The following is a 12,061-nucleotide window of genomic DNA, read 5'->3' as shown; positions in this document are numbered from 1 at the left end:
AACACCCATTTTTGGTGTGTTTTCGTCGGGTGGTCCCGCGGCCCGGTTTCCCGGGCCGCTTCACGTCAGGCGTTCGGGACGATCCAGGTGCTCGGATCGCCGAAGTCCTTGAACTGCAGGCCCTGGGCGATCTTCTTGACGATCGCGTCGGACTGGTCCCACGAACCGACGGAGATCTGATAGTCACCGCGCAGGATCGTGCACTCGTGCCGCGCGGCGAAGCAGTTCAGGCCCTCGACCAGCGGATCCTTCGAGTCGCGGCCGTGATAGACCCCGATGCTGATGGTCCCCGGCGCCGACCCGTCCTGCACCGTGGCCGGGTTGGCCTCCGGACCCTGGTGAAGGTAGATGGCCGAGAGCGTGGTGCCGACCTGCAACGAGGGCTGGTCGACCGCGACCGCCTGCCAGCCCTTCGGCAGGTAACCCAGCTTGTAGGGCACCTTGAGCTGCTGCTTCTTGGCCGAGGTGACCAGCCCGGCCGCGATCTGCACGGCGTCGGCCCGGGGCAGAGGTCCGTGGTTGTAGTTCGGCACCAGCGTCGCCCAGGCGCCGGTCTTGTATTGCCAGGCCAGCGCCGTCCGCACGAACTTGGTGCTCTCGTTGCCGGGCACCGAATAGGTGAAGTCGATCGCCAGACCGGCCCGGTCGCCGATCTTGACGGTGTACGGGTCGCTGATCTTGAGGGTCGCGTCCTCACCGAACGTGAACGATCCCGGGTCGTACACGCCGGGCGCGTAGACGGTGATCATCGATCCCGCATAGGGATAGTCGACCTTGGTGGCGTCGTCCTGCCAGGTCTCGCCGTCCCGGTAGACCGGGATCTGCTGGTAGCCCGCCGTGACCTGGCCGGCCGGGCCGACCTGGTAGGGGCCCACCCGATAGCTGCCGAGCGTCGTGCTGAAGTCGATCCGCTTGACCGGCAGCGGCTTCTCGGGCGGCACCGGCCCGGTCGGCTGGCTCGCGGCCGGATGACCGGCGGCCGGCATGCCCCCGTCGTTACCCTGGCCGCCGGGCAGGTTCGCCGCGACCAGGACCAGGCCGAGGCAGGCCACCACACCCGCCGCGGCGGTGCCGACGGTACGCCGGGCCCGCCTCCGTCTGGCGCGGCCGATGATGTCGTCAGTCGTCGTGTGCGGTGCCGGCGCCCCGCCCTGTACTGACTTCAAGACGTCCTGAATGTCGTAGGACATTGCCCTTCCCTTCGTACGCGTGCAGGGTGATGTCTTCGGCGGCCAACACGGCTCGCAGTGTGTCCAGCCCCCGCGCGCTCTGGCTCTTGACGGTGCCGGGCCGGCACCCCAGGACCTCAGCGGTCTCCTCGACGCTGAGACCCTCGAGGAACCTCAGGACGAGCACCGCCCGCTGCCGCGTGGGCACATAACTCAAGGCGGCGGTCAACCGCAGGCGCTCGTCGACCGCGCCGGACGGATCCGGCCCCGCCACCTCGGGCAGCGCGTCACCGACCGCCCGCTCCCGGCGCCAGGGCCGCCGCTTCTCGTGGATCGCGGCCCGGACCACCATCGTCCGGGCGTACGCGTCGGGCGTCGCCACTTTGTTCCAGCGCAGGTAGAGCTTCGCCAGGGCCCCGGCCACCGCGTCCTCCGCGGCCTGCCAGTCACCGCAGGTCACATAGGCCAGCGCACGGAGCGGCTCGAACCTTCCGCGGACGAACTCGCGGAATTCGTCCGCGTCTTCGGCTCCCAAGGTGGGTTCTCCCTTCGTCACCGCTAAGAGGCGCGGCGGCGTGGGCCGGGTTGCATGCGCGGCGCCTATTTTGACGGGCCGCCGCCATGGGCGCGGGCCGGATATCGACGTATCTGAAAATGACGTGGCCGGCGCCGCTTGTCAGAGTGACAAGTACGTACTCTGCGTACATGTCTGACTACACATGGTCGCCGCCGGAGGTGATGCTGGCCGTCGACCTGGTGATCCTGACCCTGCGCGACTGCGAACTGCACGTCCTGCTCGTCGAACGCGGCATCGAACCCTTCCGGGGACACCTGGCACTCCCGGGCGGATTCCTCAGCCACCGCGACGAGCCGCTACACGAGGCGGCCCGGCGAGAACTGTCCGAGGAGGCCGGACTCCTCGTCGACTCGCTGCACCTGGAGGAACTCGGCGTCTATGCGGAACCGGCCCGGGACCCCCGCGGGCGCGTCATCTCCGTGGCCTACCTGGCCGTGCTGCCCCGCCTGCCGGAGCCCGTCGCCGGCACCGATGCGGCTCACGCGCGCTGGGAACCGGCCGGCCGCGTGCTGGCCGGCGACGTGACATTCGCCTTCGACCACCGGCTCATCATCGGCGACGGCATCGAACGCGCGCGCCGCAAACTCGAACACTCCGCCCTGGCCACGGCGTTCTGCGGACCCGTCTTCACCCTTTCCGAGCTGCAGCGGGTCTACGAGGCCGTCTGGGACATCCGGCTGGACCCGCGCAACTTCTACCGCAAAGTCCGCCGGGCCGACGGCTTCGTCGTACCGGTCGAATCCGCCCGTGCGACCGACACGGGACGTCCCGCCCAGCTGTTCCGCGCCGGGCCACGTCAAGCGCTCAACCCCCCGATGGCCCGGTCCGTGGCCGCGGACGCCCAGGAAGGAGACGCCCCATGAAGACCCGGCCGATCGTCATCCTCACCGCGCTGGAACTGGAGTACGCGGCGGTGCGGGAAAGACTCGTCCACCCCATGGTGCGCACCCACGAGCACGGAACCCGCTTCGAAGTGGGGCGCCTGGCCGACGGCGGGGCCGAGATCGCCCTGGCCCTGGTCGGCAAAGGCAACCACCCGGCGGCGGTGCTGGCCGAGCGCGCGATAGCCGTGTTCGCCCCGGCCGCGCTGATCTTCGTCGGCGTCGCCGGCGCGCTGCAGTCCACCATCGAGCTGGGAGACCTCGTCGTGGCTACACACATCTACGCGTACCACGGCGCCACCAGCGAAGACGGCGGCGCCAAAAGCCGGCCGCGGACCTGGGAGACCTCCCACCGAGCCGAACAGATCGCGCGCCACGTCCATCGCACCTTCCCGGCCCGCATCCATTTCGGCCCGATCGCCGCCGGCGAGGTCGTGCTGAACTCCCGGGTGTCCGGTCAGGCCCGGTGGGTCCGCGAGCACTACCACGACGCGCTGGCGATCGAGATGGAAGGCGCCGGCATCGCGCAGGCCGCACATCTCAGCGGAGGACTTCCCGCCCTGGTGATCCGGGGAATCAGCGACCGGGCCGACGGCACCAAGGAAACCACCGACCGCGACCGGTGGCAGCCCAAGGCAGTCGCCGCGGCGGCGGCCTTCGCCATGGCCCTCGCCACCGAACTGTCCCGGGCCGCGCCCGACAGCCCGGAGAGAGAAGTCTCCGAAGCGTTCAGAAACATCGCGTCGGGCAACGCCCGGGTCGGCGTGCAGGCGGGCCACGTGTACGGCGGCATCCGCATCAACGAGAGGCCGGCGGCGAACGCCGACCTCGCCGAGCAACTGGCCGGCCTCCGGCGCCACCTCCATCGCTCCGGTGCGGCCGGAACACTGGACGAGGACGACTACCGCGCCGCCGAGGCCGAGCTTTCCGAGGCGGAGAAGGCCCTGACCGACAGTCCGCCGAACCTGCGGTCGTTGACGACAATGCTGAAAAAGCTCCGCGGCCTCGTGAGCGAAGAACCCGAACTCAGCACCCGCCTGGCCACCATCATCAGCTCGGTCAGAAGCCTGCGATGAACCCCGGCCAGCCGATTTCACCTGCTCTTGGCGCTCCTGAGCGGACGGGCTCTCCAGATACTGTCGAAGGAGGACTTCTCCCGGGTCGAGGCGGCGTACGAGAAGACCGAATCCGGCCCCGGCGAGTGGGCCGACGGGGTCCGGTTCATCGAAGGGCTGCTGAAGAGCATCGCGGACGAGGACCAGAATCGGTCAGCCGAGCTCGAAGACCTGGAGAAGCTCGGCGAAGTCCAGCGACGGAAGATCACCCGTCATCTCGAAATGCTGCTCAAGGGGCCGTCTGAGGACCACGCGTGGTGGCAGACCGTCCGGGACGCCGCAGCCGGTCAGCACGACCACGGCAGGAAGGACCGGGCCTGGAAGTTCTTCGAGCCGGAGCCGGAGCCCCCTCGGATGGTGTGGCCGGAACCGGCAAGGACCACCGGCTGGGAGGCGCTCCGGCTCCTGGCCGGCGGCTTCGTCTTCGTCATCGCCGCCGGTTACCTCGGCCTGCTCGTGTTTCAACGAGGGCGACTTTCCGCGATCCTCGCCTATGTGGCCGGCGTCCTGCTCGGTGTGCTCTGGGCGCGGGCCGGGACGGACTGGCGTTTCCGCAATGAACGGTCGCGGGCGAAGGAACGACAGTTCCACGGAGTGCCTCGACAGCGCCGGCCGCCGCCCGTCGGTGGCTTCGTCGAGCAGGTCGGCCGGATCTTCCGCGCGTGTTTCCGGCGATACGTGCCCCCCGGGGTGGACCGGCAGACGTGACTGGAAGGGACGAACGGACTGCGCGGCGCCATTCGCGACGAGATCGTCACCTCGTATCGCGAGAGCGACGTGGACGCGGACGCGATCGCCTGGCTCATCCGGCACCGGGTCAGCGATCGCCGTCCCGCTGGTAGTCGTCAGTGGATGGGCCGGCGCGATCAGCCTTCTTCGCATCGCCGTCGAGCGGCGCCGGTTTGCCGACGAACTCGCGGAGAACCGGGAAATCTATACCCGGAGCAGAGCCGCGTACGACCGTTGGGTGGCCAAGCTGGCCGACACGCCGAGCGACTCGGAGATGGCGGACTGGCTGGAGTGCGATCGCGTGCCAGGCCGCCCGCGAACACAAGGGCCCCTGGCGGTTCTCCCGCTATCAGATGCTGCTCTTCCTACTCACCACCGACGGCGTCCGCCAAGTCGATGTCGAGCTCGACTTTCTCAAGGTCACTGCCGGAGACCGCAAGCGGACCAACTACCGCTTCGACGCCGTCGCCTCGGTCCGTGTGACGGAGGGCGACAGGTACGAGCGCACGTTCGAGCTGACCTGATGAGCGGCTACCGGCTGGAGGTGCCTGTGACCGGCTCCCGGGACGAGCGGGCGGGGAAGGGCGAGACGCCCGGCACGGTGACCGACTTGACCGTCGACGCGGCTGGGCTGCGCAATACCCTGCACATTCTGGAAGGGGTAGCGGCCGAGGGGAAGGACTGGGTCGTTCACGAGTACCGGCGGGGCGGCGACCGGATCCGGCGGCTGCGCCGGGCCGTCGGTGAGCCGGGCTGACGTGGCGCGGGCGGGGCTGGGAAAGTAGGAAAGTGAGCGTTCTTGACGAGGTTCTGGCTCGGGCGGAGGGTGACCCGGGGGTTCTCGGGGTCGTGCTGACCGGGTCGCGGGCTCGCGGCCTGGCCACCGCCTGGTCCGACTACGACGTGACCGTGGTGGTGGCTGAGCAGGCGGAACCCTGGCGGCACGCCACCCGTACGGCCACGCTCGACCAGGTCGTGTGCACCGTCGCGGCGTTGGCTGACACGTCGGTGAGCTGGCCGCGCTATGGCTTCCGCGGCGCCAGGGTGCTGCTCGACCGGCTCGACGGCGGTGTCGCCGCGCTGGTCGAGAAGCAGGCGAGCCTGAGTCCGGAGGAGGCGGCCGGGCGGGCGCGGGCGGCGCTGGACGCCTACGTCAATCAGCTCTACCGGTGCGCCAAGAGCCGCCGGGAGGGCCGGGCCGACGCCGCGCGGCTGGACGAGATGGAGAGCGTGCCCTGGCTGCTGGAGACCGTGTTCGCGTTGCACGGGCGGCTTCGGCCGTACAACAAGTATCTCGGCTGGGAGCTGGAGAATTTTCCGTTGCCGGGGCAGTGGAACGCCGCTCTGGCGCCGGCGAGTGTGGTCGCCGCGCCGCTCCGGCTGTTCGCCGAGGTCGAGGCGTTGGCCCGGAGTCGCGGACACGGCGACGTGCTCGACGAGTGGGGCAGCGACATCGATCTGATTCGCGCGACGGGGTTTGACCGGCCCGGCTAGAAACGGAGGGAATCGGGAGGGACGTGGTCGATGAAGGCGCTCGGCGACCGGTTGACTCTGCTGCGTGCCCTGCGCACGGCGAGCCCGCCGGTGGCGGGGAGCCTCGCGGCGGTCCTGGTGGCGGCGGCCTGCGTGCCGGGCGCGATGGCGATTGTTCTCGGCTGGGCGGTGAGCCGGGTGCAGGGGGCGGCCGATCCGGCCGGCGCCGCGTTCGTGCCGGTGCTCGCGCTCGGTGGTGTCGTGCTGGCCGGGCACGCCGCCGACGCGCTCGCCAAGCCGCTCGAGTTCGCCGCCCGGGCCCAGATCGACGGCGGTCACCGCCGCGACATTCTCCTGCTGACCACCGGCGCTGACGGGATCGCGCCGCTGGAGGACCCGGAGGTGCAGGCGCTCATCCGGCGGACCGGCGCCGAACCGGACTACGGCGTGACCAGCCCGGCCGACGGCGCGCTCGTCCAGCTGCGATGGTTCGCCGGGCTCATCGGGGTGGCCGCCGCCTGCGCCGTCCTCGCCCACTACCGGTGGTGGCTCGTGCCGGTACTTCTGGTCCCGGCGATTCTCGGCCTCGCGCTGCGCACCCGCCAGTACTTCGCCGCCGTCGCCAAGCTTCAGGGGGCCATGCGCGAGGAACTGCACGCCGACGTCTGGCGGGAGGCGGCGGCCGGGAAGGACGTGCGGGTGTTCGGGTTCGCCGACTGGATGGTGGCCCGGATGCAGCGGCACATCGAGGACGGCAACCGGCCGTTCTGGGCGCACATCGGCCGGGTGTCCCGGCAGTCCTGGCTGCAGTTCGGGCTCGCGCTGGCCGGCCTGCTCCCGGCCTACGTCCTGGTCACGCGCGCCGCGGCCGGCGGCGCGACGACGGTTGCGGTGCAGACCGCGGTGCTGGTGGCCGCGTGGACGGTCTTTTTGGCGATCGGAACCGGGGGCATGGTCTATCAGATGGTCGGCGCGGTCGAGGTGCTCGACGCGTACGGGGAATTGAAAGCGCGCCTGGCGCGCCCGGCCGGACCACCGGCAAAGAAGGGGAAGCTGGTCCGGTTCGAGAATGTCGGCTTTCGTTATCCGGGCACCGAGCGCATGGTGATCGACGGCCTCGATCTCGAGATCCGGCCGGGCGAACTGCTGGCCATCGTCGGGCTGAACGGGGCCGGGAAATCCACGCTGATCAAATTGCTGGCCGGTCTCTATCCGCCGACGAGCGGCCGCGTTACGAGCGGTGACACGCGGCTCTCCGTGGTTTTCCAGGACTTCATCCGCTACGAATTGAGCGCGATCGACAATGTCACGCTCGGCTATGCGCACGAGCCGCCCGACCTGGCCGCCGCCGATGTCGCCGCCGCCCGGGCCGGTTTCGGGCCGGTGCTGGAACGGCTTCCGCGGGGCTGGCAGACGCCGTTGAGCCGCAACCGGCCGGGCGGTGTCGATCTGTCCGGCGGTCAATGGCAGCAACTGGTGCTGACCCGCGCGCTTTATGCGGTGCAGAAGGGTGCCCGCCTTCTCGTTCTCGACGAACCGACCGCGCATCTCGACGTGCGCACCGAATTCGAGGTCTTCCGGCGTCTGGCCGGGCAGCGCGGCGACACCGGCGTCGTGCTGATTTCGCACCGGCTCTCCACGGTGCGCCAGGCCGACCGGATCGTGCTGCTCGAGGGCGGCTCCATAACCGAGAGCGGCACCCACGACGAATTGATGGACCTCGACGGCGCCTATGCCAAGTTGTTCCGGACCCAGGCGGAGCGTTTTCAATGATCAGGCTGTGGGCGGAAATGCTTCGCCTGTCGTGGCGCCGGGTTCCCGGGCTGACCACTCTCGCCGTTGTCTCGCTGGTGGTTCGCGTGGCGGGAATCGCCACCAGCGCTTTCGCCCTGCGGGCGGCCGTCGACCGTACCTCGGTGCCCGCGGCCGCCCTCGCGGCCGTCGCCTATGCCCTGCTCATCGCCGCGCAGGAGATCACCGACTCGGTCACCGTCAGCATCGCCGACCGGGTCGGCCGCCTCGACGTGCACCCGCGGATCCACCGCGACCTGGCCTCGATCGAGAGCCTCGACGACCTGGAACGCCCCGAATTCCTCGACCGCGTCGCGCTGGTGCGCAAGGCCGGCGGGCGGCTCGCCGGCGGCGCGTGGAACGGCCTTCGCACGGTGGCCGGCATTCTCAATCTGCTGATCGTCCTGCTGTTGCTCGGAAGTATCAGCCCGTGGCTGCTGTTTCTGCTCGCTTTCGCGGCCGTGCCGATCTGGTGCGACAGCCGCGGCACCCGCGCGATTCAACGGGCCGATCTGCGCACCGCCTCCGATTACCGCCTCCAGCAACACCTTTTCGAACTCGGCACGACCGCCGGGCCGGGCCGGGAACTGCGGGTTTCCGGCGCCGGCCGGTCGGTGGTCGAGCTGCAGAGCAGTGCGTGGCGCGCCGCGATGCGGCTCCGGCTGCGGGCGTACGCGTCGGCCGGCGCCTGGTCATTCGGCGGCTGGACGGTGTTCGTGGCCGGATTCGTCGGCGGGATTCTGGTGGCCGCTTTCCGGACCGCGAGTGCCGGTGACCTGGTTCTGTTGGTGACGGTCGCGGTCACGTTGCGGTCGTCCATTCAGAACACGGTGGAGAGCACGTCGGCGGCCGCCGGTTCCCGGCAATATGTCGAGCCCTATCGGTGGCTGCGTGACCACGCCCGGGCCGAAAGGACCGCTCGTGAGGAACCGGCCGCCCGGCTCGTCGAGGGAATCGAACTCGACGACGTCGGCTACACCTATCCCGGCACCGATCGGCCGGCCCTCGAGAACGTCAGCGTGACTCTGCCGGCGGGCTCGGTGGTCGCGATCGTCGGCGAGTACGGCTCGGGCAAGACCACGCTGGTCAAGCTGCTCGAAAAGTTCTACCGGCCCGATTCCGGCCGGATAACCGTCGATTCGGTGGCACTGTCGGCATTGGACACCGCGCGATGGCGGGCCCGCTCGACCGCCGCGTTCCAGGATTTCGGGCGCTTCCACACCACGGTCCGCGAGAACGTCGGCCTCGGCGACCTGCCCCACCTCGACGACACCTCCCGCGTGCTGGGCGCGCTCGACGGCACCTTCCCGGCCGGCCTGGACACGTTGCTCGGCCGCCGGCTGGGCGGGATCGACCTGTCCGAGGGCCAGTGGCAGCGCCTGGCCCTGGCCCGCGCCTCGATGCGCCGCGACCCCCTCCTGATGATCCTCGACGAGCCGACCGCGTCGCTCGACGCCCCGAGCGAGCAGGCCATCTTCGAGCGCTACATGGACCGTGCCCGCCACCTGGCCGCCCACACCGGCGCCGTCACGGTCATCGTCTCCCACCGCTTCTCCACCGTCACCGGCGCCGACCTGATCGTGGTGCTCGACCGGGGCCGCCTGACCGAGCAGGGCACCCACGAGGAGCTGATGCGGGTGGGCGGCACGTACGCCGAGCTGTATCAGATCCAGGCCACCGCCTACCGGATCGACGGTGTCCCGGACCGGCGCCGGACGGCCTGACCGGCCAGGAACAGCACGACCAGCATCGTGGCGACCGGGATGACGTACCAGACAAGGTAGAGGGACCGGGCGGTGGAAAGCCGCTGCCCGCCGGCCGAGATGACGGGGAGCTCGCTCGCGAGCAGAGAACCGCGGAACGCGCTGAACCCATCGGCGGCGCTGCCACCCGCGTTGTACAGCGACACGTCGGCCGCCGCGATCCGGCCCTGGTCGATGCCGGCGAAGAGACCGGTCAGCGTGTTGCCGTAGGCGTACCACTCGATCCGGGTCACACCGGCGACCGATCGCTGGACCTGCGGTTCCTCATCGGCGGCGTCCTTCGACCACTCGTGGTCCCTCCCGGTGATCAGATAACGCGCCGGGTCGGCGGCCACGTCGTACGCCCCGCCCGCGGCCCGGTCCAGGGCCAGGAAGCCGGTGACGTCGTCGCGGCCGGCCCGCGCGCGGGCGTCGCCGAGGTGGAAGATCGTGACCGAAGCCCCGGCCACGGCCAGCGTGACCAGCACGCAGACCACGAGCGGGCGGCCGATTCTCCGGCCCCAGAGCCGGCGGCTGATCAGCAGCACCAGCCCGGCCAGGGCGAGGAGGGTCAGTCCGAGCAGGATCGCGACCACGGTGCCGAACACACTGAGGACGCGTTCGTGGCGTACGGCGTTGTCCATGCCCGCGGCCCGGTTGCCGGCCGCTGACCGGGCGGCCGGCAGCAACTTCCGGTGGGCGAGGGCGGTGGCGTCGTCGTAGGCGCTCAGGCCGGCCGCCCGCGTCGGGGCGGCTTCGGCCGTGGTGGCCCGGGCGCGGTAGGCGGTGAGGTCCTGCCGCGTGTCCCGGGTGGACACGCGGTCACCGGACAGCGAGGCCAGATCCGCGTCGACCGCGTTGCTGTCGCTCCGATAGCCGGCGACGGCCTCGGCTCTCTGCGCGGCCAGCGCCGGGGCGTCGTCGAGCAGCATGATCTGGGTCAGGTCGGCGTCCATCGCGCTGCTGTCGGTGTAGACATCGGAGAACAGGGTCGCCTGCCGGGCCGCCGACGAGGCGTTCGCGATCTCCTGCTGGGTGAGTCCGAGCAGGACGCTGAGCGCGGTCGCGAGCGCGGCCGCGACCACGGCGGCGGTCGCGCCCATCGTGACCGGCCAGGGCCGGGGGCCGAGCGGGTTCACCGGCCGGCCTGCGGCTGGGTGAGGGCGATCCCGACGAGCTCGCGATCGGCGCAGCCGGCCGGGTTCACCGGATTTCCCCACGCGTCGCAGGTGGTGACCACCGCCGTCCGCTGGTCGGCGGCGACGAGCTGGGGCCGGGGCAGCGCGGCCGAACGCCAGGCGGGGTGGGCTTTCGCGAAGCCGGCCGGCGGCACGCCCAGGAGTCTTCCCGGGTCCTCGGACAGGTCGGCACCGCCCTCGGCCGCCTGCACCAGATGGTCCGCAAGAGGCTCGACGTTGTAGCGGCCGGGGCCGGTGTCCAGCGCGTTGCCGGCGATCGTCCACGTCGGCCGGCCGGTGCGGGGATCGATCGCGGTGTAGGCGCCGTCGTCGCCGTAGTCGGTGAACGGCCCGCTGTCGGCGATCGTGATCTGCCCGGGCCGCGACCAGGCCAGGGCGCCGGTGCGGGTGTCGACGGCGACGCCGCGGACGACCTGGTAGACGCCGGTGCCTCCGGGCGGCGCCGAGGTCCGCGTCGTGCCGTATTCGTCCAGCACCAGCCTCCCCTGGGCGGCGCCGAACAGCTCGATCCGGGACGGTGTCAGGCCCGCGGCCGCGGGGAGCCGCAGCGGGGGCAGCCGGTGGCCGGTCGCCGCGTCGATCCGCATGATCTCGCCGGAGGCGCCGCCCGGTGGTTCCAGATAGAGCGTGGTGTCGTCGTGGGCCACCTCGTTCGAGTACGGGTCGTCCGGGGGCCGGGTGTATTTCACCTGCCAGCCGGTCTTCCCGGTTCGCGGGTCGTATCCGCTGACGGTGCCGTGCGCGCTGATCACGACGTGGCCGCCGACCAGCTCGGCGAGGCCGCCGAGGTCCTGGCCCAGCGCGCCCAGCGGCGCGCCGGTGCGGGCGTCGAGGAACGTGAATTTGTTGTCGTCCGACCGGGCGGTGAGGGTGACCAGCACGAGGTCGGACGTGGCCTCGACCCGGTCGAAGTCGCTCGCGGCGGCCGGCGCGACCACCTTCCGCTGCCACGAACGGGCGCCGGTGGACAGATCGAACCGGCTTATCGTGCCGTTCAGGTCGAGAATCAACTCGTTGCCCGGCCCCACCGTGCCGATCTCCTGGCTGCGGATGTCGCTGAACGCCGACCGGGCCGCGCCGGCGCACCGGTCGAGCAGGACCGACCAGCGCACCTGGCCCGGACCCGGGTTGCCCACCGGCGCCGGGAGCGTGGTCACCGGGGCCGCGGACGGGCAGGTGGCGGTCGGTTGCGGTGCCGGCTTGCCCGCGCCGCAGGCCGAAAGGGACAGTGCCAGTGCCGCCACCAGCGACACCGTCAGCAGGGACCTGGTCACGCCGACCGCCTTCCACCGCCCACCCGTACGGCCAAGATCGTACGCCCGGGAATCCATCGGTCCCGGGGCGGAACCGGGGGTGAACCCCGGGTGGCGCGGGGCATCCTGCCG

Annotated in this window: 12 protein-coding genes; 8 read left to right on the top strand and 4 right to left on the bottom strand. The window is 70.9% G+C overall.

The features are described 5' to 3' along the window. Window positions 1-65 precede the first annotated feature (65 nt). Together AB0M88_RS34840 and AB0M88_RS34835 are read right to left on the bottom strand one after the other, a co-directional pair. Complete coding sequence (locus tag AB0M88_RS34840) at window positions 66-1,190, bottom strand: hypothetical protein (RefSeq protein WP_364110057.1); 1,125 nt, start codon at window positions 1,188-1,190, stop codon at window positions 66-68. Beyond that, window positions 1,120-1,704, bottom strand: coding sequence for a SigE family RNA polymerase sigma factor (locus AB0M88_RS34835; RefSeq protein WP_364110056.1), 585 nt, complete (start codon window positions 1,702-1,704; stop codon window positions 1,120-1,122). The genes AB0M88_RS34840 and AB0M88_RS34835 overlap by 71 nt, the downstream gene beginning before the upstream one ends. A 170-nt stretch (window positions 1,705-1,874) precedes the next feature. On the opposite strand from AB0M88_RS34835, the gene AB0M88_RS34830 reads away from it, so the two are divergent. From AB0M88_RS34830 to AB0M88_RS34795, 8 genes are all read left to right on the top strand, one after another. Then, complete coding sequence (locus AB0M88_RS34830) at window positions 1,875-2,609, top strand: NUDIX domain-containing protein (protein ID WP_364110055.1); 735 nt, start codon at window positions 1,875-1,877, stop codon at window positions 2,607-2,609. Continuing rightward, window positions 2,606-3,703, top strand: a complete 1,098-nt coding sequence (locus AB0M88_RS34825) for a 5'-methylthioadenosine/S-adenosylhomocysteine nucleosidase (RefSeq protein WP_364110054.1) — start codon at window positions 2,606-2,608, stop codon at window positions 3,701-3,703. Before AB0M88_RS34830 ends, AB0M88_RS34825 begins: the two co-directional genes overlap by 4 nt. 27 nt (window positions 3,704-3,730) lie before the next feature. Beyond that, window positions 3,731-4,450 carry a hypothetical protein gene (locus tag AB0M88_RS34820; RefSeq protein WP_364110053.1) on the top strand — a complete coding sequence of 240 codons (720 nt, stop codon included), beginning with the start codon at window positions 3,731-3,733 and terminating at the stop codon, window positions 4,448-4,450. 374 nt (window positions 4,451-4,824) lie between these two features. Then, window positions 4,825-4,995, top strand: coding sequence for a hypothetical protein (locus AB0M88_RS34815; protein WP_364110052.1), 171 nt, complete (start codon window positions 4,825-4,827; stop codon window positions 4,993-4,995). After that, on the top strand, window positions 4,995-5,228 hold the full coding sequence (locus AB0M88_RS34810; protein WP_364110051.1) for a hypothetical protein: 234 nt from the start codon (window positions 4,995-4,997) through the stop codon (window positions 5,226-5,228). The genes AB0M88_RS34815 and AB0M88_RS34810 overlap by 1 nt, the downstream gene beginning before the upstream one ends. Before the next feature lie 32 nt (window positions 5,229-5,260). Beyond that, window positions 5,261-5,965, top strand: a complete 705-nt coding sequence (locus tag AB0M88_RS34805) for a nucleotidyltransferase domain-containing protein (RefSeq protein ID WP_364110050.1) — start codon at window positions 5,261-5,263, stop codon at window positions 5,963-5,965. 30 nt (window positions 5,966-5,995) lie between these two features. Continuing rightward, window positions 5,996-7,717, top strand: coding sequence for an ABC transporter ATP-binding protein (locus tag AB0M88_RS34800; RefSeq protein WP_364110049.1), 1,722 nt, complete (start codon window positions 5,996-5,998; stop codon window positions 7,715-7,717). Beyond that, window positions 7,714-9,459, top strand: a complete 1,746-nt coding sequence (locus tag AB0M88_RS34795; RefSeq protein WP_364110048.1) for an ABC transporter ATP-binding protein — start codon at window positions 7,714-7,716, stop codon at window positions 9,457-9,459. Before AB0M88_RS34800 ends, AB0M88_RS34795 begins: the two co-directional genes overlap by 4 nt. Here AB0M88_RS34795 and AB0M88_RS34790 read toward each other — a convergent pair. Next, window positions 9,417-10,616, bottom strand: coding sequence for a hypothetical protein (locus tag AB0M88_RS34790; protein ID WP_364110047.1), 1,200 nt, complete (start codon window positions 10,614-10,616; stop codon window positions 9,417-9,419). The two genes, AB0M88_RS34795 and AB0M88_RS34790, sit on opposite strands and share 43 nt — an antisense overlap. Further along, window positions 10,613-11,950: a PQQ-binding-like beta-propeller repeat protein gene (locus AB0M88_RS34785; protein WP_364110046.1), complete on the bottom strand. Its 1,338-nt coding sequence runs from the start codon at window positions 11,948-11,950 to the stop codon at window positions 10,613-10,615. Before AB0M88_RS34785 ends, AB0M88_RS34790 begins: the two co-directional genes overlap by 4 nt. Between the last annotated feature and the right edge of the window lie 111 nt (window positions 11,951-12,061).

It is taken from the genome of Actinoplanes sp. NPDC051411 (assembly GCF_040682075.1).
Taxonomy (GTDB): Bacteria; Actinomycetota; Actinomycetes; order Mycobacteriales; family Micromonosporaceae; genus Actinoplanes.
This window is presented reverse-complemented; position numbering and strand designations above follow the sequence as displayed.

Coding starts and splice junctions, on each gene's coding strand:
- AB0M88_RS34840 (WP_364110057.1), bottom strand. CDS start 1,190: ATGTCCTACGACATTCAGGACGTCTTGAAGTCAGTACAGGGCGGGGCG.
- AB0M88_RS34830 (WP_364110055.1), top strand. CDS start 1,875: ATGTCTGACTACACATGGTCGCCGCCGGAGGTGATGCTGGCCGTCGAC.
- AB0M88_RS34825 (WP_364110054.1), top strand. CDS start 2,606: ATGAAGACCCGGCCGATCGTCATCCTCACCGCGCTGGAACTGGAGTAC.
- AB0M88_RS34815 (WP_364110052.1), top strand. CDS start 4,825: ATGCTGCTCTTCCTACTCACCACCGACGGCGTCCGCCAAGTCGATGTC.
- AB0M88_RS34810 (WP_364110051.1), top strand. CDS start 4,995: ATGAGCGGCTACCGGCTGGAGGTGCCTGTGACCGGCTCCCGGGACGAG.
- AB0M88_RS34800 (WP_364110049.1), top strand. CDS start 5,996: ATGAAGGCGCTCGGCGACCGGTTGACTCTGCTGCGTGCCCTGCGCACG.
- AB0M88_RS34795 (WP_364110048.1), top strand. CDS start 7,714: ATGATCAGGCTGTGGGCGGAAATGCTTCGCCTGTCGTGGCGCCGGGTT.